The organism is Polynucleobacter sp. GWA2_45_21, assembly GCF_001830325.1.
Taxonomy (GTDB): Bacteria; Pseudomonadota; Gammaproteobacteria; order Burkholderiales; family Burkholderiaceae; genus Polynucleobacter.
Map to the genome: position 1 here is coordinate 269,945 of NZ_MHZG01000002.1, position 20,196 is coordinate 290,140.

Consider the following 20,196-nt stretch of genomic DNA (forward strand, 5'->3'; position numbering starts at 1 on the left):
TCTTTAATTTACTTATTTAGGTTGACCATGTCCTATAAATCAGAACACGAACGCTCCATTAAAGACCCAGATGGTTTCTGGGGAGAGCAGGCAAAACTCATTCACTGGGAGAAGCCATTTAACAAGGTTCTGGATTACGCAAACCCTCCGTTTGCGAAATGGTTTGAAGGCGGCTTAACCAATCTTTGCTACAACGCAGTTGATCGCCATCTCAAGGATCGTGCGGATCAAATTGCTCTCGTTGCTGTGTCAACAGAAACCAATGTAGAAAAAGCATACACATTTAAAGAGCTCTACGAAGAAGTCAATCGTATGGCTGCTATCTACAAAGCCAATGGTGTGCAAAAAGGCGATCGCGTATTGATCTACATGCCGATGATTGCTGAAGCCTGTTTTGCAATGCTCGCTTGCGCCCGTATCGGCGCTATTCACTCTGTAGTGTTTGGTGGCTTTGCATCCCATAGCCTAGCTTCACGTATTGATGATGCAAAACCAAAGATGATTGTGACTTCAGAGGCAGGATCACGTGGTGGCAAATCAGTTCCTTACAAGCCATTGCTGGATGAAGCTATTACTCTGGCAAGTTACAAGCCAGAAAAAGTATTGATCGTGAATCGCGGTTTAACTGAGTTCACTACAGTTGCTGGACGTGATTTGGATTATGCGAGTGAGCGCCAAAAACACTTAAATGACTTGGTGCCTGTTGAGTGGGTTGATGCTACGCATCCTTCTTATATTCTGTATACATCCGGTACAACCGGCAAGCCTAAGGGCGTGCAGCGTGATACCGGTGGTTACGCTGTGGCCTTGATGTCCACGATGAACCACATCTTCTGTGGCAAGCCTGGTGAAACCATGTTTACTACTTCAGATATTGGTTGGGTTGTTGGTCATAGCTACATCATCTATGGCCCATTGCTCAATGGTATGGCTACGATCATGTATGAGGGCACACCATTGAGCCCAGATGCAGGTATTTGGTGGAAGCTGGTAGAGAAGTACAAAGTTTCTGTCATGTTCTCTGCGCCAACAGCAGTTCGTGTTTTGAAGAAACAAGATCCTGCATTCTTAACAAAATATGATCTTTCAACATTACGTGCCTTGTTCTTGGCAGGCGAGCCTTTAGATGAGCCGACTGCAAGCTGGATTCATGATGCGATCAAGAAGCCGATTGTTGATAACTACTGGCAGACAGAAACTGGCTGGCCTATGTTGGCAATTCAGCGTGGTGTTGAAGTCATGCCGCATAAATTTGGTTCACCTGGCGTTCCTTCATTTGGTTACAACATGAAGTTGCTTGATGATGCGACTTCAGAAGAGTTGGGTTCAGATAAGAAGGGCGTGATTGCCATCGAAGGACCTCTGCCTCCAGGTTGTATGCAAACTGTTTGGGGTGATGACAAGCGCTTTGTCAGTACTTACTGGGAAACCATTCCTGGTAAGACGATTTATTCCACCTTTGACTGGGGTATTAAGGATGACGACGGCTATTTCTTCATCTTGGGCCGTACCGATGATGTGATTAACGTTGCCGGCCACCGTTTAGGCACTCGTGAGATCGAGGAGAGTATTTCTGGCCATTCCAATGTTTCAGAAGTGGCGGTAGTGGGTATTGAGGATAAGCTCAAAGGGCAGGCTGCGATTGCTTTTGTGATTCCTAAGGATTCTTCGAATACCGCAACTTTGGAAGCGGAGTGCATGAAAACTGTGGATTCCACATTAGGCGCGATTGCTCGTCCAGGACGTGTTTATATTGTGACGGCCTTGCCTAAGACGCGTTCTGGCAAGATTGTCCGCCGCGCACTCCAAGCAGTGGCTGAAGGGCGTGATCCTGGTGATATCAGCACCATGGAAGATCAGACTGTTTTAGCTCAAATTAAGACCATCATCGAGCAAAGCGCCAAGTCTTAAATTTCCTCAGGAAATGATCAAAATAAGCCCCTCAGTCGGATGACTTGGGGGCTTATTACCTTCCAGGCTTGATTGGCTGGGAATCCAAGGGTTTATACGCAAAACTGGTATCATTATTAGGTTCAAAACTTAATAAATTACCCTAGCGCTTAAAGACACTCACCTCCCGCACAAACAGTCCTGGGTTGGTCTTTTTGGGGTGTTGAGCGTCGGATGGAGCAGGGACTGGAGATGGTTTGTCACCCTTGCTTCCTTCTTTTCCTCCCGCCGTGTTGGCTCTAGCCGACGGCACTGTATTTCCCGGTCTTAGTATTGGCGCCCCTGGCGAAACTACCGGCGAAGTCGTTTTCAATACCGCACTCACTGGCTACCAAGAGATCATTACTGATCCGAGTTATTCACGCCAAATCGTGACACTGACTTATCCCCATATTGGTAACGTTGGGGTGAATGCTCAGGATGCTGAGTCGGATCAAATTCATGCGGCTGGTTTAGTCGTCAAGGATCTCTCCAAGCGCGTATCGAATTTCCGCTCTGAAGAAAGCCTCGATAGCTACCTGACTAAAGCAGGTCTAGTGGGTATCTCAGGCATCGACACTCGCAAACTTACTCGCATCCTGCGCGACAAAGGCGCTCAGTCTGGCGCAATCGTTGCTGGCAAGATGGGCGATGACGTAGAGGCTCTCGGTAAGAAAGCTTTGGAATTGGCTAAAGCTTTCCCGGGTATGGCTGGTTTAGATCTGGCTAAGGTAGTGACTACCAAGTCCCCATATCAATGGCGCGAAGCCGAGTGGGATCTTCATGGTCCAGACGGCAAACCTGCATACAGAACTTTAGATACGAGTAAGCCAATCAAAAAAGTCGTTGCTTATGACTTTGGTGTGAAGCGCAATATTTTGCGCATGCTCACCGAGCGTGGTTGTGAGTTAACGATTGTTCCGGCACAAACTAGTGCTGCGGAAGTATTGGCGATGAACCCAGATGGCGTGTTCTTCTCAAACGGCCCCGGCGATCCCGGTCCTTGTGATTACGCGATTGCTGCTGCAAAAGAAATTATTGAAAAGGGTGTTCCAACATTTGGTATTTGCTTGGGTCACCAGATCATGGGCTTAGCTGCTGGCGCTAAAACTTTGAAAATGAAGTTTGGCCACCACGGTGCAAACCACCCTGTAAAAGATTTGGATACTGGGCGCGTAGCGATTACCTCCCAGAACCATGGTTTTGCAGTCGATGCGAATACTCTGCCTGACAACATTCGTGTGACGCACGTCTCTTTATTTGACGGATCCCTACAAGGTTTGGCTTGGAAAGATAAGCCTGCTTTGTGTTTCCAAGGTCACCCTGAGGCCTCACCAGGTCCTCATGACATTGCCTATTTATTTGATCGTTTTGTGGAGCTCATGAATGCTGCCGCTGTTGGTAATAAGGGGGGCAAATAATGCCTAAGCGTAGCGACATTAAAAGCATTCTGATTATTGGTGCAGGTCCAATTGTGATTGGACAGGCCTGTGAGTTTGACTATTCTGGTGCGCAAGCTTGTAAAGCACTGCGTGACGAAGGTTACAAAGTTATCTTGGTCAATAGCAATCCTGCAACCATCATGACTGACCCAGAGATGGCGGATGTGACTTACATCGAGCCAATCACATGGGAAGTAGTAGAGCGCATTATTGCGACTGAGAAACCAGATGCGATTTTGCCAACAATGGGCGGACAAACTGCCTTGAACTGTGCACTCGATTTACATCGCCATGGCGTTCTCGAGAAATACGGTTGCGAATTGATTGGTGCTTCACCCGAAGCAATTGATAAAGCGGAAGATCGTCAAAAGTTTAAAGATGCAATGACCAAAATTGGTCTAGGATCTGCCAAGTCTGGTATTGCGCATTCGATGGATGAAGCGCACGAAGTTCAGCAACGCATTCAGAAAGAAACTGGCAGCTTAGGTTTTCCGGTAGTCATTCGTCCTTCATTCACGATGGGTGGATCAGGCGGCGGTATTGCCTATAACCGTGAAGAGTTTGAAGAGATTTGCAAGCGCGGCTTAGATTTATCACCAACCCGTGAGCTCTTAATTGAAGAGTCTCTCTTAGGTTGGAAAGAGTTTGAGATGGAAGTTGTGCGTGACCGTGCCGATAACTGCATCATCGTTTGCTCAATCGAAAACTTAGACCCGATGGGTGTGCATACCGGTGACTCGATTACTGTCGCGCCTGCACAAACCTTGACGGATAAAGAATATCAATTGATGCGTAATGCATCAATTGCAGTATTGCGTGAAATTGGTGTTGATACTGGCGGTTCAAACGTGCAGTTCTCCATTAACCCAGTAGATGGTCGCATGATCGTCATTGAGATGAACCCTCGGGTTTCACGTTCATCGGCGCTGGCCTCTAAAGCAACGGGTTTCCCAATCGCCAAGATTGCTGCGAAGCTGGCAGTGGGTTACACCTTAGATGAGTTGAAGAACGACATTACCGGTGGTGCAACCCCAGCATCCTTTGAGCCATCAATCGATTATGTAGTTACGAAGATTCCTCGTTTTGCGTTTGAGAAATTCCCGCAAGCGGATTCTCGTTTAACAACACAGATGAAGTCAGTTGGCGAGGTGATGGCAATCGGCCGCACCTTCCAAGAATCATTCCAAAAAGCATTGCGCGGTTTAGAGGTTGGTGTTGACGGTCTGGATGAAGTTTCAACAGATCTAGATGACATCATTCAAGAAATCGGCGAGCCAGGCCCAGATCGTATTTGGTATTTGGCGGATGCATTCCGTATGGGAATGGGTTTAGACGAGGTTTACAACGAGACTAAGGTGGATCCTTGGTTCTTGGAGCAGATCGAAGAACTCATCACAATGGAGACGGAACTCAAACAGCGCAAGATTGATAGCCTGTCAGCCCCTGAGTTGCGCTTCATTAAGCAAAAAGGTTTCTCGGATCGTCGCTTAGCGAAATTATTGGGGGTCGATGCTTCCTCTGTTCGTGCAGCTCGTCATCGTCTCAAAGTAGTCCCTGTATATAAGCGTGTGGATACCTGTGCAGCAGAGTTCTCTACAAATACTGCGTATTTGTATTCCACCTACGAAGCAGAGCACGGCGAGTGCGAATCTCAGCCAACAAACAAAGACAAGATCATGGTCTTGGGCGGTGGTCCAAACCGTATCGGTCAAGGTATTGAGTTTGACTACTGCTGCGTACACGCTGCTTTAGCAATGCGCGATGATGGATATGAAACCATTATGGTGAACTGCAATCCAGAAACCGTTTCTACTGACTACGACACATCCGATCGTTTGTATTTTGAACCATTGACTCTAGAGGATGTTTTAGAGATCGTAGCTATTGAAAAGCCTAAAGGTGTGATCGTTCAGTATGGCGGTCAGACTCCATTGAAGTTGGCTTTGGATCTTGAGGCGAATGGTGTTCCGATCATTGGCACATCACCAGACATGATCGATGCTGCAGAAGATCGTGAGCGCTTCCAGAAGTTATTGCATGAATTGAACTTGCGTCAGCCGCCTAACCGGACAGCGCGTGCGGAAGATGAGGCTCTGAAGCTTGCTGAAGAAATTGGTTACCCATTGGTAGTGCGTCCATCCTATGTATTGGGTGGTCGCGCCATGGAAATCGTCCACGATGGTCGTGATCTCGAGCGCTATATGCGTGAGGCAGTCAAGGTTTCTCATGACTCACCAGTATTGTTAGATCGCTTCCTAAATGATGCGATTGAGTGCGATGTGGACTGTATTAGTGATGGTCAACGTGTGTTTATTGGTGGTGTGATGGAGCATATTGAACAAGCTGGCGTTCACTCTGGTGACTCTGCCTGTTCATTGCCGCCATACTCACTATCTGATGAGACGATCGCAGAAATCAAACGTCAAACTGCGGCGATGGCCAAGGGCCTTAATGTAGTTGGTCTAATGAACGTGCAGTTTGCGATCCAGAACGTTGACGGTAAAGATGTCATTTACGTCCTCGAGGTAAACCCGCGCGCTTCCCGTACTGTGCCATTTGTATCGAAGGCAACCGGTTTGCAGTTAGCCAAGATTGCAGCGCGCTGCATGGTTGGGCAGACTCTGGATCAGCAGGGCATTAAATCAGAAGTAAAGCCTGCTTACTATTCAGTGAAAGAAGCAGTATTCCCATTCAATAAGTTCCCTGGCATTGATCCAATCCTGGGGCCAGAGATGCGTTCTACTGGTGAAGTCATGGGTGTTGGTAAAACCTTTGGCGAAGCCTTATTCAAATCTCAGCTAGGCGCTGGCATTAAATTGCCTAAGAGCGGAACTGTGGTGTTGACTGTTAAGAATGGTGATAAGCCTAAAGCAGTAGAGGTCGCTAAGCTCTTGCATCAATTGGGCTTCCCAATGGTGGCTACCAAAGGGACGGCTGCCGCTATTGAAGCAGCTGGTTTGCCAGTTCGCGTAGTCAATAAAGTAAAAGATGGTCGCCCACATATTGTGGACTTGATCAAGAATGGTGAAATCTCTTTAGTATTCACTACTGTGGATGAGACTCGTACAGCCATTGCTGACTCACGCTCTATTCGTACAAGTGCACAGGCTAATAACGTGACTTATTACACTACGATTAGTGCGGCACGTGCAGTAATGGATGGTTTAATGACTTCACAAAATGGCAACAAAGAGTCTCTTGAAGTGTATTCGTTGCAGAATCTGCATAAGACTCTCAATTAATTTAAGTTAGGTAAGAAGCATGAGCACAATTCCGATTACTAAGCGTGGTGCAGAACTCCTCAAGGAAGAGTTACATCGCTTAAAGCATGTAGAGCGCCCATCAGTGATTAATGCTATCTCTGAGGCGCGTGCACAGGGTGATCTTTCTGAGAACGCTGAATACGATGCCGCTAAAGAGAAGCAGGGCTTCATTGAAGGCCGCATTCAGGAGCTTGAGGGAAAACTCTCTGCAGCCCAAATTATTGATCCAGCAACTTTGGATGTGAATGGCCGTGTAGTGTTTGGTGCGACTGTAGATCTTGAGGATCTAGAGGATGGTACTAAGCTCACCTATCAAATCGTTGGTGATGATGAGGCTGATATTGAGCTCAATAAGATCTCCATTAGTTCACCAATTGCCCGCGCTTTGATTAGCAAAGAAGAGGGTGATGTTGTTTCAGTTCAGGCCCCTGGTGGTAATCGCGAAGTAGAAATTCTTGCGGTTCGTTACATCTAATACAAGTCAGAATTAATATGCAGAATCTAGGGGCTCCGAATCATATGGGAGCTCAAAGACTCTTTATCGTGATTGCTGGTTTATGGGTAGGTAGCTTGCTCGCCGTAGGCTACTTGGTTGCCCCAGCTATTTTCAGCACGATGAGTGACCGTCAGGCAGCAGGGATGGTTGCTGGCAGCATTTTTAAATTAGAGGCTTACCTCAGCTTGATTGTCTGTATCGGCCTCATGGTTTTGGCTAACCTCTTAGTGAATCGTGACCTCAATCAATACAGACTCATTCGCTGGCTTTTATTGGCCATGTTGCTATGTTCTATTGCTGCGGCTTTTGTCTTCATCCCCTGGATGAATGCTCTGAGAGATGTCGCTTTAGCTCAAGGCATGCCTGTAATGCTCTCACCATCAGCAACTTTGTTTGGCAGGCTGCATGGTGCCTCCAGCATTCTATTTATGCTGCAGAGTCTTCTGGGCATCTTCTTGGTTTGGCGACTCACTAAGAGATGAAATCGGAGCCAAGGTAAAAGTTAAACCAAGAGTTAAGCAATAAAAAACGCCGACTAGCGGCGTTTTTCTATTTCTGACGAGCGCTCTCGCTCCCATCACACTTAATGGATCAAGAGCCCAATGATTTCTTTTTGGTGCTGCTCATACGTACCTTGCGCTTCTTAATTGGGGCAGGTACTGCAACTGCTTTGCGATAGCCTGGCGATGACCAACCAATTTTGGATTCAGCAGCATCAGCGCGTAGGACGCGTTTCTTCGGGGTGGCGCTTTTTACAGCTGCAGCTCTTTCGAATGGTGACTTGCTAGCAGCAGAGCGTCGATCCGATCTCTCGGAAGTGCTGGTGCGAACACCGGTTTTTGCTACTACACGATTCGGTTGACGTTTAGTGCGGGGTGCTTGCAATGATTTCTTAGTTTGCTTGCTGGATCGACCCAAATTGAGCATTGCTGCGTCAACGATATCGATAGGCTTCCACAGTACGAGTAATTTTCCGATGTGCTGAACTGGAGCTGCACCCAGTTTGTCGCAGAGCTCTTCATAGATGGCAATGCGCGCATCACGATCATCACCAAATACGCGAACTTTAATCAGTCCATGATGAGAAATAGCTAGCTTTGCCTCTTTAATGACCGCAGGGGTCAGGCCGTCGCCACCAATCATGACAACTGGGCTTAGTCCATGGGCGTCAGCTTTAAGGGATTTACGTTGTGCGGGGGTAATAGTAAGTGCAGTCATGGGCTCGATGATAGAGCATTAGGGCTTGTAAAACAGGGCTTTTGACCCCATATAAGACCATATGAAGATGATTTAAGTCGATTCCTTTTGCCTTGTAGGGCATAAACAAGGAAAATGGACGTCGAAAGTGGGTAAGTTGTGGCAAAGAATAAATTTAATAAAAGTTGGTTGCAGGATCATCTAAATGATCCGTACGTGAAGATGGCTCAAAAAGAGGGTTATCGTGCACGAGCCGTTTATAAGCTGAGTGAGATAGACGAGCAGGACCGACTGATCAAAGCAGGAATGACCATTGTGGATCTTGGGAGTGCGCCTGGGAGCTGGTCTCAGTACGCCCGTAATCGCCTAACTGAACTTGGTAAAAATAATCCGAATATTGAATCCGGAAAGCCGGATGGAACCATCATCGCGATTGATATTCTGCCGATGGAGGATATTGCTGACGTTTCCTTTATTCAAGGAGACTTCCGTGAGGATGAGGGTTTAAAGGCGCTTGAAGCGCTTTTGCCTGCTGATGCGGATGGTAAGGTCGATTTGGTGATGTCCGATATGGCACCCAATTTATCTGGTGTTGGGGTGGCAGATGCTGCTCGAATGGCCTTTTTAGCTGAAATTGCCCTAGATTTTTCGGTTCAGCACCTCAAGCCCGAGGGGGCCTTACTAATTAAGTGCTTTAACGGTAGTGGCTATAGTCAAATCGTTGAATCCTTTAAGAAGGTCTTTAAAACAGTAGCTTCCAGAAAGCCCAAAGCCTCCAGAGCAAAGTCCTCGGAGATCTTTTTGTTGGGTAGAGACCTTAAACCACCTAAATAACCCCCTGAGAGTAGGGGTTTATTAAATAAATTGGGTCTCAACCCTTGAAAAAGCCTGGTAGTAGAATCAAATACTTAGGTATAGCAATCCGCTTTAACTCCCGGATTAATCCGGCAAAGGTCTGTTTTGAATAACAACATGCTGCAAAAAATTGGTGTTTGGCTCATCGTGGGTCTCGTGCTCTTTACTGTTTTTAAACAGTTTGATAAGCCAAGAGACGCCAATCAAGTCACCTATTCTCAATTTATGGACGATGCCAAGACTGGCAAAGTAAAACGAGTTGATGTGCAAGGTCGCACTCTGCAAGTGACGCCGAATGACGGCAGCAAGTATTCCATCATCTCCCCAGGAGATATTTGGATGGTTGGCGATTTGATGAAATACGGTGTTCAAGTAACCGGTAAAGCCGATGACGAACCGAATATGTTGGTTTCTGCTTTGTATTACCTCGGACCCACTTTATTGATTATTGGTTTCTGGTTCTTCATGATGCGTCAGATGCAGGGTGGCGGTAAGGGTGGGGCATTCTCATTCGGTAAATCCAAAGCGCGCTTGATTGATGAGAATAGCAATACTGTTACTTTTGCTGATGTTGCTGGTTGCGATGAAGCTAAGGAAGAAGTCTTTGAGATTGTGGATTTCTTAAAAGACCCGCAAAAGTTTCAAAAGCTCGGTGGTCGCATTCCGCATGGCGTATTGCTAGTAGGCCCTCCGGGTACTGGTAAGACCCTGTTGGCTCGTGCGATTGCAGGCGAAGCAAAAGTTCCTTTCTTCTCCATCTCTGGTTCAGATTTCGTAGAGATGTTTGTTGGTGTCGGTGCATCACGTGTGCGCGACATGTTTGAGAACGCCAAGAAAAATTCCCCTTGCATCATCTTTATTGATGAGATCGATGCGGTTGGTCGTCATCGTGGTGCTGGTATGGGCGGCGGCAATGATGAGCGCGAGCAAACTCTGAACCAAATGCTGGTTGAGATGGATGGTTTTGAAAGTAATAGCGGTGTAATCGTTGTTGCTGCAACTAACCGCTCTGATGTTTTGGATCGCGCCTTATTGCGTCCAGGTCGTTTTGACCGTCAAGTACACGTTGGCTTGCCAGACATTCGGGGTCGCGAGCAAATCCTGCAAGTGCATATGCGCAAAGTTCCGATTGATCCAGACGTAGACGCAGCTGTATTGGCACGCGGCACTCCTGGTTTCTCCGGTGCTGATTTAGCAAACTTGGTCAATGAGTCTGCATTGTTTGCAGCGCGTCGTAATAAGCGTGCAGTGGATATGAAGGACTTCGAGGATGCTAAAGACAAGATCTACATGGGTCCTGAGCGTAAGTCTGCAGTCATGCGTGAAGAAGAGCGTCGTAATACGGCGTATCACGAGTCTGGTCATGCTGTGGTTGCTAAGGTTCTACCTAAAGCCGATCCAGTACATAAGGTCACCATCATGCCGCGCGGTATGGCTCTTGGTGTGACATGGCAGTTGCCAGAGTTTGATCGTGTGAACTTGTATAAAGATCGCATGATGGAAGAGTTGGCGATTTTGTTTGGCGGACGTGCTGCTGAAGAAGTCTTCCTGCATTCCATGAGTACGGGTGCATCTAATGACTTTGAACGTGCCACCAAAATGGCGCGTGATATGGTGACGCGTTACGGCATGAGTGATAGTTTAGGTACGATGGTCTACGTTGATACCGAGTCTGAGAGCATGTTCGGTCGTACTAGTTCGAAGACAGTTTCTGAATTAACTCAACAAAAGGTGGATTCAGAGATTCGCGCCTTGGTTGATAGCCAATATGCATTGGCAAGATCCATCCTTGAGCAAAATCGTGACAAAGTTGAGGCGATGGTTGCTGCTTTGCTGGAATGGGAAACCATTGATGCTGAGCAAATCAATGACATCATGGAAGGTCGTCCACCACGTGCACCAAAGCCGCCACCAGCAACCCAGTTTGGTAACTCTGCTGGTACGCCAGGTCCTGCTGCCGGTGCTGCACCAGCGACTGCTTAATTAGCCCAAGCTAATAGCAAGGTGATGAAGCAAAATCTGCCCGCAACATGGCGTTGCGGGCGTTTTCTTTTTGACTTCAGTAAACGTCAATGCCCACTCGTGATGGGCATTCTCAATGCCACACCGGATTCCTTTTCGGATGGTGGCAAGTTCAAAACGCCAAGTGATGCTATTGCGCAAGCAGAGCGCATGATTGCTGATGGTGCTGACATCATTGATATTGGTGGTGAATCTACTCGCCCTGGTGCGGAGCCTGTTTCTCTACAAGAAGAATTGGATCGCGTCTTGCCTGTCATTGAGGCTATAAAAGATTGCGGCGTAGCCTTGTCAATCGATACCTATAAAGCTGAGACTATGCGCCAAGCACTCAAGTCTGGAGTCGATTGTGTGAATGACATCTGGGCGTTACGGCAAGAGGGCGCAGTAGATGCAATCATAGAGAGTGATCAAGATAATCCAGATAAGCAATGCGGCATTGTTTTGATGCACATGCAACGTGACCCACAAACAATGCAATTTGATCCTGAGTATCAAGATGTGATTGCGGAAGTAAAAGAATTTTTACAAGAGCGCGTTAACTTGCTGGTCAATCGAGGCGTTGCTAAAAATAGAATTGCCATCGATCCTGGTTTTGGATTTGGGAAGAGCTTGGAGCATAACCTCAAGATGCTGGCCGATTTTGATCAATTCTCCCAATTGGGTTATCCGGTCTTAGCAGGGATTTCTCGTAAATCCATGTTGGGCAAACTAACAGGCCGTGATACCAACGATCGTGTGGCTCCTAGTGTGGCTGCTGCCATTCTGGCGGCAGATCGGGGTGCTCGCATCATCCGCGTCCATGATGTTCAAGAGACCGTTGACTCCCTCAAGCTCTGGGAAGCTATTCAAGACGAATAAGTCAATAAAACATGTCAGATAAAAGCTCACAAGTTTTATAATTAAGCCCATGAAAAAACAATACTTTGGAACTGATGGCATCCGCGGTGAAGTAGGGCAATTTCCGATTGTTCCGGAGTTTATTACCCGCCTTGGCTATGCTGCTGGAAAAGTGCTGGTGCAAAACGCTAAGCCAGGTGAGCGTTGCAAAGTATTGATTGGAAAAGATACCCGTGTTTCTGGTTATTTATTGGAAGCTGCTTTAGAGGCTGGCTTTGCTGCTGCTGGTGTTGATGTCATGCTGTGTGGACCAATGCCTACCCCAGGTGTTGCTTACCTGACTAAGGCCTTGCGCTTATCCGCCGGTGTAGTGATTTCAGCATCACATAATGCTTATCAAGATAACGGTATTAAATTTTTCTCTGCCGAAGGCGGTAAGCTCACCGACGAGTTTGAGTTAGCAATCGAAGCTGAACTTGCTAAACCGATGGGCTGCGTTAGTTCAAAAGAATTAGGTAAGGCCTTCCGTTTAGATGATGCTGCCGGCCGTTATATCGAATTTTGTAAATCCACCTTTCCTGGCGAGCTCAATCTCAAGGGAATGAAGTTGGTAGTCGATTGCGCAAATGGTGCCGCATATCACACGGCTCCCCATGTTTTTCATGAGCTCGGTGCAGAAGTGATCTCGATTGGTGTTCAACCAGATGGTAGAAACATTAATGATGGATGCGGTGCCACTGCTCCAGCGGCACTCATTGAAAAAGTCAAAGAGACTAAAGCGGATCTTGGGATAGCTTTGGATGGAGATGCTGATCGTTTACAGATGGTTGATGCTTCAGGCAGATTATTTAATGGCGATGAGCTCTTATACGTACTCGCAAAAGATCGTCTTGCCCGCGGAAAAAATTTAGGCGGTGTGGTTGGTACTTTGATGACCAACCTCGCTGTTGAAAATGCCATCAAAGCTTTGGGGATTGGATTTGAGCGCGCTAATGTGGGCGATCGTTATGTCTTGGAGCTGCTCAAGCAAAAAGGGTGGATTATTGGTGGTGAAGGCTCTGGCCATCTCTTGTGTCTAGATCAGCACTCCACTGGTGATGGCACTATCGCTGCATTGCAGGTATTAGCCGCTATGAGTCAGGCCAAGAAGACGCTGGCACAGCTACTGGAGTCCGTGAACCTATTCCCCCAAGTCCTCATTAATATCAAATTTAAGGCTGGCTATGACTGGAGGGCTGATAACACCCTCAAATCCCAGATTACTCAAGTAGAAACAGAGCTTAAAGACACGGGTAGGGTGCTGATCCGCGCCTCTGGCACTGAACCCGTCTTGAGGGTCATGGTTGAGGCGAATGATGGTGCGGTTGCAATGAATGCAGCCAAGAGTATTGCTAGTCTAATCCCATCATCCTAAGTCATTGAATTTACTGAGGTAATTTTCAGTAAATTTACTGTCACAAAAGAGTCATACTCAATCCGTATTGTTCAGTTATCGCAATGTTGCGTGAACTATACGAGGATTACTCCACATGAAATCATTCTTGAAAAAAGCACTAGTTATTGGTGCGATTTCAGTAGCCCCAGTTGCATTTGCAGCCGATATGACCGGTGCTGGCGCAACATTCCCATACCCAATGTACGCCAAATGGGCAGAAGCCTACAAAGCAAAAACAGGCTCCAACTTAAATTATCAATCCATTGGTTCTTCCGGTGGTATCAAGCAAATCAAAGCAAAGACTGTAGATTTTGGTGCATCAGATAATCCAGTCAAATTTGAAGATTTGGAAAAGGATGGTTTAGTCCAGTTCCCAGCAATCATTGGTGGTGTAGTACCGGTAATTAACGTTGAAGGTGTTAAGCCTTACGAGCTCAAGTTATCACCAGATACTTTGGCTGATATTTTTCAAGGTGTGATCACCAACTGGAATGACAGACGCCTTGTGTTGAATAACCCTGGTTTGAAGATGCCTGACATGCCAATCACTGTTGTTCACCGTGCGGACGGTTCTGGAACTACTGCAATTTTTACCAATTACCTGGCTAAAGTAAGTCAAAACTGGAAAGAAGCTGTTGGTGAAGGTGCAGCAGTTAAATGGCCAGCTGCCTCTTCTGTAGGCGGCAAAGGTAACGAAGGTGTTGCTGCGAACGTATCTCGTGTTAAAGGTGCGATTGGTTACGTGGAATATGCGTATGCTAAGAAAAACAAGCTGATTAGCGTTTCTTTGAAAAACAAAGATGGTCAATTTGTTCAGCCTGACGACACTACTTTTGCAGCAGCAGCAGCAGGTACTGATTGGTCTAAGATTCCAGGTATGGGTACATTTATTACCAATGCTACTGGTGCAAAATCATGGCCAATTACTGGCGCATCATTTATCTTGATGTACAAAAACCCAGAGAAGAAAGCTAACTCTGCAGAAGTGTTGAAGTTCTTTGACTTTGCTTTCAAAGAAGGCAAGCAAATGGCTCTTGAGCTTAACTATGTTCCAATGCCTGACGTAACTACTGACTTTATTCGTAAGAATGTATGGTCTAGCATTGCCACTAAGTAATTTGTTAGATTGATTGTTTAATCTCAACACTGAAACAGCTCCACCTTTGTGTGGGGCTGTTTCATCATTAAATGAAGTCAAAACATGATTGAATCAACACAGTCACACTCAGCACCAACGCCCCAGGCTTTGCGTATTGCTAAGTTGCAACGTATTCAAGATTTCTTATTCCATGGAATAACTCAATTTTTTGCCTTATCTGTGCTGATTGCGCTGATTGGTATCATCATTTCCTTGGTGATCAACGCTTGGCCAGCATTGGATAAATTTGGCATTAGCTTTTTCTTCACCAAAGAGTGGGACATTATTAATGGTGAATTTGGTGGCCTCATTGCCATCTATGGCACCTTAGTAACCTCTCTGATTGCCTTACTGATTGCTGTTCCTTTAAGTTTTGGTATTGCGGTATTTCTGACTGAACTTTGCCCAGCCCCTCTTCGTAGACCGCTGGGTACCGCTGTTGAGTTACTCGCAGCTGTGCCATCCATCATTTACGGTATGTTTGGCTTGTTTATCTTTGCACCTATTTTTGCTGACTATATTCAGCCCGCATTGCAAGGAACTTTGGGCCACATCCCTGGTTTAGGAATTCTGTTCTCAGGCCCAATGAATGGTATCGGCGTTTTATGTGCTGGCCTGATTTTAGCGATGATGGTTTTGCCTTTTATTTCGTCCGTCATGCGCGACGTCTTTGAAATCGTTCCACCAGTTCTGAAAGAATCAGCCTATGGTATTGGCTGCACTACTTGGGAAGTGGTTAAGAATGTTGTGCTCCCTTATACAAAAGCCGGTGTGATTGGCGGCATTATGTTGGGATTGGGCCGGGCACTTGGTGAAACTATGGCGGTTACTTTTGTGATTGGTAATGCTCACCGTCTTTCTGCTTCATTATTCTCACCAGGTAATTCGATTGCCTCAACATTGGCTAATGAATTCGGTGAGGCTGAGCTTGGAGCCCATTATTCATCTTTATTTGCATTAGGCCTTGCGCTATTCATGATTACTTTTGTCGTGTTAGCGATTGCCAAGTGGATGCTCATCAGCATGGAAAAAAAGCAGGGACTTAAAACATGAACGGCTTATCTAATATCAATCCGGCAATTTTTGCTAGACGGAAGCGTGCCAATAAGATTGGCTTAGTTCTATCTACTGCTGCTATGGCATTGGGAATGGCCTTTTTGCTATGGATTTTGAGTGTTTTATTTTTAAAAGGCTTTTCTTCTATCAGTTTGGATGTATTCACTCAAAGCACGCCTGCACCTGGTTCAGACGGTGGGGGTTTAGCGAACGCGATTGTTGGTAGCTTAATGATTGTAGGAAGCTGTACTCTGATTAGTACGCCGATTGGCGTATTGGCCGGCTTATATCTCTCAGAGTATGGAGATAGAAGCAAGGTGGCCTCAGTAACCCGCTTTGTGACCGACATCATGCTATCTGCGCCATCGATTGTGATTGGCTTGTTTGTTTACGCCATTGTGGTCGCACAAGTAAGACATTTCTCAGGTTGGGCCGGCACGATCGCATTGGCTTTAATTGCGATACCAGTGGTAGTTCGCACAACTGAGAATATGCTGCGCTTAGTACCCGGAAGTTTGCGTGAGGCTGCCTATGCCTTAGGTACTCCAAAGTGGAAAGTAGCATTCATGATCACTTTGCGCGCTGCCCAAAGCGGTGTAATTACTGGTATTTTGCTGGCACTTGCCCGAGTAAGTGGTGAAACAGCGCCATTACTCTTTACCGCCCTGAATAATCAGTTTTTCTCAAGCAATATGAATGCACCGATGGCCAATTTACCGGTGGTGATTTTCCAATTCGCAATGAGCCCTTACGATAACTGGGTTGATTTGGCCTGGGCTGCAGCTTTACTAATCACCTTTGCTGTACTGGGTCTGAATATTCTTGCGCGTGTAGTTTTCCGCCAGAAAGTACAGAGTTAATGAGTAATATGAAAACCATGTTTGACTTAAATACGATTGATAGTCAAGGAATAAGAATGAACGATACAACTACACCAGTAAAAAAAGACGTTAAAAATGCCTTGGAGGTTCGCAACCTGAACTTTTACTATGGCTCATTTCAGGGTCTAAAGGATATTAATTTAGATATTGAAGAGGGCAAGGTAACAGCATTTATTGGTCCATCTGGTTGTGGCAAGTCAACATTGCTGCGCACACTCAATCGCATGTATGACCTCTATCCAGGTCAGCGCGCTGAAGGTGAAATCAACTTTTATGGCCAGAATATTCTAGAGCCTGGACAAGATCTTAATCTCTTGCGCTCACGAATTGGTATGGTTTTCCAAAAGCCAACTCCATTCCCAATGTCAATTTATGAAAATATTGCCTTTGGTGTACGGCTTTATGAAAAGCTTTCTCGCTCTGAAATGGATGAGCGCGTAGAGTGGGCTTTGAATAAAGCCGCTTTATGGAATGAAGCTAAAGACAAGTTAAATCAAAGTGGTCTTTCATTATCAGGTGGTCAGCAGCAGCGTTTATGTATTGCTCGAGGCGTTGCGGTAAAGCCTTCCGTGATCCTTTTGGATGAGCCAACTTCAGCATTGGATCCGATTTCAACTGGAAAAATTGAAGAGCTCATTAACGAACTGAAGCATGAGTACACGATTGCGATTGTGACCCACAATATGCAGCAAGCAGCCCGTGTATCGGATTACACTGCTTATATGTACCTTGGTAGCTTGATTGAGTACGGTAAAACCGATGAAATCTTTATTAAGCCTAAGCGTAAAGAAACAGAAGATTACATAACCGGTCGATTCGGTTAATTGGAGATGAATATGCCAGATAAACACCTTTCCTCACAGTTTGATGCCGATTTAAATTCTCTCTCCAGTAGATTGCTGGAGATGGGCGGTCTTGTTGAATCCCAAATATCTTCTGCCATGCGTGCTTTTACGCAAATGGATATTGATACTTGCAATGTCGTCATCGCTAATGAAAAGACCGTCAACGATCTCGAAATTCAAATCGATATGGCTTGTACTGAGTTGATTGCACGTCGCCAACCTACTGCTCGAGATTTGCGTTTGGTGATGGCAGTATCAAAGGCTATTACTAATTTAGAACGCGCTGGTGATGAGGCAGAGCGTGTTGCTAAAAGGACCAAGCGATTGATTGAATCTGGTGTCGCTAACAATATCAACGTAGCTGAGATTCGCTTATCAGGTCAGATGGCCATTTCTTTGTTACGTCGTAGCTTAGATGCTTTTGCTCGCTTAGATACTGTGGCAGCAGCGGAGGTAGTTCAGGAAGATCGCCAGATCGATGAAGAATTCAAGGGCTTTGTTCGTAAGTTGATTACTTACATGATGGAAGATCCGCACACGATTTCCACTGGTTTAGATATGCTCACCATTGCTAAAGCCATTGAGCGTATTGGTGATCATGCGAAGAATATTGCAGAGTTTGTGATTTATATTGCTAAAGGTTCAGATGTGCGTCATATCCCCCACGAGGACTTGGTTCGCGAGGCGAATAAACCGTAACTATTGATACCAAGACGGAATTTGCTATGACTCACCGGATATTGATTGTTGAAGATGAGCCTTCGATTGCTGAGCTCATTGCAATTAATTTAAGCCATGCAGGATATGAGGTGCAAAAGGCACTTCAAACTGAAGTTGCGGCAAGCTTGATGCGCGAGGAGCTTCCAAGTCTGCTCATCTTGGATTGGATGCTCCCTGGTAAATCTGGCGTTCAATTTGCTCGAGAACTCAGGGCAAATGAACGCACTAGGTCTTTGCCAATACTCATGCTCACTGCCAAGAGTGAAGAGAACGACAAGGTCTTAGGTCTTGATTCTGGGGCCGATGATTACGTTACGAAGCCTTTTTCTCCTAAAGAGTTAGTAGCCCGTGTAAAGGCATTGCTGCGCCGACAAATACCACTGGAGGGGGATGGTCCCTTAGCTGTTGGCCCATTAAGACTGGACCCAGTTTCACATCGCGTGAGTGCTGTGTGGCCAAATAGTGATCCACAGACTTTATCTTTGGGGCCTACAGAGTTCCGATTGTTGCAATTTATGATGACCAACCCAGAAAGAGTCCATTCTCGCGAGAACTTGCTCGATAAAGTCTGGGGTAATGAGGTCTATATAGAAGAGCGCACTGTTGACGTTCACATCAAGAGACTCAGGGCAGCCTTATCTCCAGCAGACTGTGATCGCTACATAGAAACAGTCCGGGGTAGCGGCTACCGAGTCACGAAAACTCCCACCCAGACCTGATATTCATTGGGTGGGGTGGGGATTTTCCATTTCCCTGGTGCAGATGCTCTAAGATTGCGGAATGTTCTCCGTTTTTTTTCGCTTTTTTCTTCTCATTTGCGCAGCTTTTTTTGCTGCTTTGATTGCTGAATCTAATTTTGGCTCTATTACAGGTATTTCGGTAGGCATTGCTTTTTTATCGATACCGCTGATCTACTCCTACATTAACTTAGCCCGCCTACGAAAATACACCGTAGAAGATCGGCTGGAGTCAATGCCACTGCCAAGCGGTTACTGGGAGGAGGTTTTCTTTTACCTACAACGATTAGTGCGTAACCTCAAGTTACAAATGCTATCGGTTGAGAAGCAGCACGATCGATTTATTGAAGCATTCCAGGCATCGCCAAACGGCATCATGATGCTTGATGATCAAGATCAAATTGAATGGTGCAATGCAATCTCAGAGCGCTTCTTTGGTCTACAGTTCAAGCGTGATGTTATGCAGCGCATCAACTTCTTGATCCGTCGACCTGAATTCATTCGCTATCTTCATAATCGTCATTTTGAGGAGCCATTACTTTTAGAGCGTATGGGCCCTAAATCAAATCTGAGTTTGATGCTACAAGCCTTTCCTTTTGGTGAGAAGCGCCACTTACTCTTGGTGCAAGACGTTACTGATCTACAAAAAGCAGATGCTATGCGACGCGACTTTGTGGCAAACGTTTCACATGAGATGAGAACTCCCATTACCGTATTAATGGGGTTTCTGGAAACGATCCAATCTTTAGATTTAGATAAGGCCCAACAGGATCAATATTTTGAGATGATGATGTCTCAAGCCCAGCGTATGAAAAGCCTTGTAGAGGACTTGCTAACTTTAGCTAATTTAGAAGCGAATTCTTTGCCGGCACCAACCCAGCCCATACAAATGCAGACTGTCATGGCGCTTCTGAAAAATGATGCTGAGGCACTCTCTCAGGGTCACCACGCTTTTCACTTCGATGTTGAGAGTCCTAAAAATATTCTGGGGGAAGAGCGAGAAATTCTCTCGGCATTTAGTAATTTAGTCTCTAATGCAATTCGATACACGCCTGATGTTGGCTCTATTAGCGCATCTTGGCGCGTAAATGCTGCAGGAGAGGGTGAATTCTCAGTTGTGGATACTGGCCCGGGAATCGCTTCTGAGCATCTTTCTAGGCTAACTGAGCGCTTCTATAGGGTAGATCGCAGTCGCTCACGCGATACCGGTGGAACTGGCCTAGGTCTAGCTATCGTGAAGCATATTGCGAGCCGACATCAAGCTCAATTGATTATTGAGAGTACACCTGGAAAGGGAAGTACATTTACGATGCGCTTCCCTAGGGAGAGGTTGACAGATTAGA

At 46.1% G+C, this 20,196-nt stretch carries 17 protein-coding genes; 16 read left to right on the forward strand and 1 reads right to left on the reverse strand.

Annotation, left to right across the window (positions count from 1 at the left end; all coding sequences use genetic code 11):
• The first annotated feature begins 27 nt into the window (after window positions 1-27).
• The 5 genes from A2X74_RS05215 (at window position 28) to A2X74_RS05235 (ending at window position 7,612) form a co-directional block, all read left to right on the forward strand.
• A complete protein-coding gene (locus tag A2X74_RS05215; RefSeq protein ID WP_293626175.1) occupies window positions 28-1,911 on the forward strand; it encodes a propionate--CoA ligase in 1,884 nt (627 codons plus the stop codon).
• A gap of 245 nt (window positions 1,912-2,156) precedes the next feature.
• Window positions 2,157-3,350 carry a glutamine-hydrolyzing carbamoyl-phosphate synthase small subunit gene (gene carA, locus A2X74_RS05220; protein ID WP_293626265.1) on the forward strand — a complete coding sequence of 398 codons (1,194 nt, stop codon included), beginning with the start codon at window positions 2,157-2,159 and terminating at the stop codon, window positions 3,348-3,350.
• Window positions 3,350-6,613, forward strand: coding sequence for a carbamoyl-phosphate synthase large subunit (carB, locus tag A2X74_RS05225; RefSeq protein WP_293626177.1), 3,264 nt, complete (start codon window positions 3,350-3,352; stop codon window positions 6,611-6,613). The genes carA and carB overlap by 1 nt, the downstream gene beginning before the upstream one ends.
• Before the next feature lie 19 nt (window positions 6,614-6,632).
• Window positions 6,633-7,109 (forward strand): transcription elongation factor GreA, encoded by a 477-nt coding sequence (gene greA / locus A2X74_RS05230; protein WP_293626179.1) that lies wholly within the window; start codon window positions 6,633-6,635, stop codon window positions 7,107-7,109.
• 44 nt (window positions 7,110-7,153) lie between these two features.
• Window positions 7,154-7,612 carry a DUF4149 domain-containing protein gene (locus A2X74_RS05235; protein WP_293626181.1) on the forward strand — a complete coding sequence of 153 codons (459 nt, stop codon included), beginning with the start codon at window positions 7,154-7,156 and terminating at the stop codon, window positions 7,610-7,612.
• Window positions 7,613-7,721: 109 nt separating this feature from the next.
• Here the strand turns inward: A2X74_RS05235 and A2X74_RS05240 are convergent, their stop codons facing one another.
• A complete protein-coding gene (locus A2X74_RS05240; RefSeq protein WP_293626183.1) occupies window positions 7,722-8,348 on the reverse strand; it encodes a YhbY family RNA-binding protein in 627 nt (208 codons plus the stop codon).
• Window positions 8,349-8,486: 138 nt separating this feature from the next.
• Between A2X74_RS05240 and A2X74_RS05245 the strand changes: the two genes are divergently transcribed.
• From A2X74_RS05245 to phoR, 11 genes are all read left to right on the forward strand, one after another.
• Window positions 8,487-9,161: an RlmE family RNA methyltransferase gene (locus A2X74_RS05245; protein ID WP_216133141.1), complete on the forward strand. Its 675-nt coding sequence runs from the start codon at window positions 8,487-8,489 to the stop codon at window positions 9,159-9,161.
• A gap of 126 nt (window positions 9,162-9,287) precedes the next feature.
• A complete protein-coding gene (ftsH, locus tag A2X74_RS05250) occupies window positions 9,288-11,165 on the forward strand; it encodes an ATP-dependent zinc metalloprotease FtsH (protein WP_293626186.1) in 1,878 nt (625 codons plus the stop codon).
• A 24-nt stretch (window positions 11,166-11,189) separates the two neighbouring features.
• Window positions 11,190-12,062, forward strand: coding sequence for a dihydropteroate synthase (folP, locus tag A2X74_RS05255; protein WP_293626188.1), 873 nt, complete (start codon window positions 11,190-11,192; stop codon window positions 12,060-12,062).
• A gap of 49 nt (window positions 12,063-12,111) precedes the next feature.
• Window positions 12,112-13,455, forward strand: coding sequence for a phosphoglucosamine mutase (glmM, locus tag A2X74_RS05260; protein ID WP_293626190.1), 1,344 nt, complete (start codon window positions 12,112-12,114; stop codon window positions 13,453-13,455).
• Window positions 13,456-13,570: 115 nt separating this feature from the next.
• Entirely contained in the window at window positions 13,571-14,593 is a 1,023-nt protein-coding gene (gene pstS / locus A2X74_RS05265; RefSeq protein ID WP_293626192.1) for a phosphate ABC transporter substrate-binding protein PstS, read from the forward strand.
• Window positions 14,594-14,677: 84 nt separating this feature from the next.
• Window positions 14,678-15,667, forward strand: coding sequence for a phosphate ABC transporter permease subunit PstC (gene pstC / locus A2X74_RS05270; RefSeq protein ID WP_293626194.1), 990 nt, complete (start codon window positions 14,678-14,680; stop codon window positions 15,665-15,667).
• Window positions 15,664-16,530, forward strand: coding sequence for a phosphate ABC transporter permease PstA (gene pstA, locus A2X74_RS05275; protein WP_293626196.1), 867 nt, complete (start codon window positions 15,664-15,666; stop codon window positions 16,528-16,530). The genes pstC and pstA overlap by 4 nt, the downstream gene beginning before the upstream one ends.
• 56 nt (window positions 16,531-16,586) lie before the next feature.
• Window positions 16,587-17,375, forward strand: a complete 789-nt coding sequence (gene pstB / locus A2X74_RS05280; RefSeq protein ID WP_293626267.1) for a phosphate ABC transporter ATP-binding protein PstB — start codon at window positions 16,587-16,589, stop codon at window positions 17,373-17,375.
• A gap of 12 nt (window positions 17,376-17,387) precedes the next feature.
• Window positions 17,388-18,095, forward strand: coding sequence for a phosphate signaling complex protein PhoU (gene phoU, locus A2X74_RS05285; protein ID WP_293626197.1), 708 nt, complete (start codon window positions 17,388-17,390; stop codon window positions 18,093-18,095).
• 26 nt (window positions 18,096-18,121) lie between these two features.
• Complete coding sequence (phoB, locus tag A2X74_RS05290; RefSeq protein WP_293626198.1) at window positions 18,122-18,835, forward strand: phosphate regulon transcriptional regulator PhoB; 714 nt, start codon at window positions 18,122-18,124, stop codon at window positions 18,833-18,835.
• Between the two features lie 61 nt (window positions 18,836-18,896).
• Complete coding sequence (phoR, locus tag A2X74_RS05295; RefSeq protein WP_293626199.1) at window positions 18,897-20,195, forward strand: phosphate regulon sensor histidine kinase PhoR; 1,299 nt, start codon at window positions 18,897-18,899, stop codon at window positions 20,193-20,195.
• Window position 20,196 lies beyond the last annotated feature (1 nt).

What these genes read in the sequence shown, in the direction of transcription:
- phoR (WP_293626199.1), top strand. Translation starts at nt 18,897, where the DNA reads ATGTTCTCCGTTTTTTTTCGCTTTTTTCTTCTCATTTGCGCAGCTTTT.
- greA (WP_293626179.1), top strand. Translation starts at nt 6,633, where the DNA reads ATGAGCACAATTCCGATTACTAAGCGTGGTGCAGAACTCCTCAAGGAA.
- A2X74_RS05240 (WP_293626183.1), bottom strand. Translation starts at nt 8,348, where the DNA reads ATGACTGCACTTACTATTACCCCCGCACAACGTAAATCCCTTAAAGCT.
- carB (WP_293626177.1), top strand. Translation starts at nt 3,350, where the DNA reads ATGCCTAAGCGTAGCGACATTAAAAGCATTCTGATTATTGGTGCAGGT.
- pstC (WP_293626194.1), top strand. Translation starts at nt 14,678, where the DNA reads ATGATTGAATCAACACAGTCACACTCAGCACCAACGCCCCAGGCTTTG.
- phoB (WP_293626198.1), top strand. Translation starts at nt 18,122, where the DNA reads ATGACTCACCGGATATTGATTGTTGAAGATGAGCCTTCGATTGCTGAG.
- phoU (WP_293626197.1), top strand. Translation starts at nt 17,388, where the DNA reads ATGCCAGATAAACACCTTTCCTCACAGTTTGATGCCGATTTAAATTCT.
- A2X74_RS05235 (WP_293626181.1), top strand. Translation starts at nt 7,154, where the DNA reads ATGGGAGCTCAAAGACTCTTTATCGTGATTGCTGGTTTATGGGTAGGT.
- pstS (WP_293626192.1), top strand. Translation starts at nt 13,571, where the DNA reads ATGAAATCATTCTTGAAAAAAGCACTAGTTATTGGTGCGATTTCAGTA.
- glmM (WP_293626190.1), top strand. Translation starts at nt 12,112, where the DNA reads ATGAAAAAACAATACTTTGGAACTGATGGCATCCGCGGTGAAGTAGGG.
- A2X74_RS05215 (WP_293626175.1), top strand. Translation starts at nt 28, where the DNA reads ATGTCCTATAAATCAGAACACGAACGCTCCATTAAAGACCCAGATGGT.
- folP (WP_293626188.1), top strand. Translation starts at nt 11,190, where the DNA reads ATGAAGCAAAATCTGCCCGCAACATGGCGTTGCGGGCGTTTTCTTTTT.
- pstB (WP_293626267.1), top strand. Translation starts at nt 16,587, where the DNA reads ATGAACGATACAACTACACCAGTAAAAAAAGACGTTAAAAATGCCTTG.
- pstA (WP_293626196.1), top strand. Translation starts at nt 15,664, where the DNA reads ATGAACGGCTTATCTAATATCAATCCGGCAATTTTTGCTAGACGGAAG.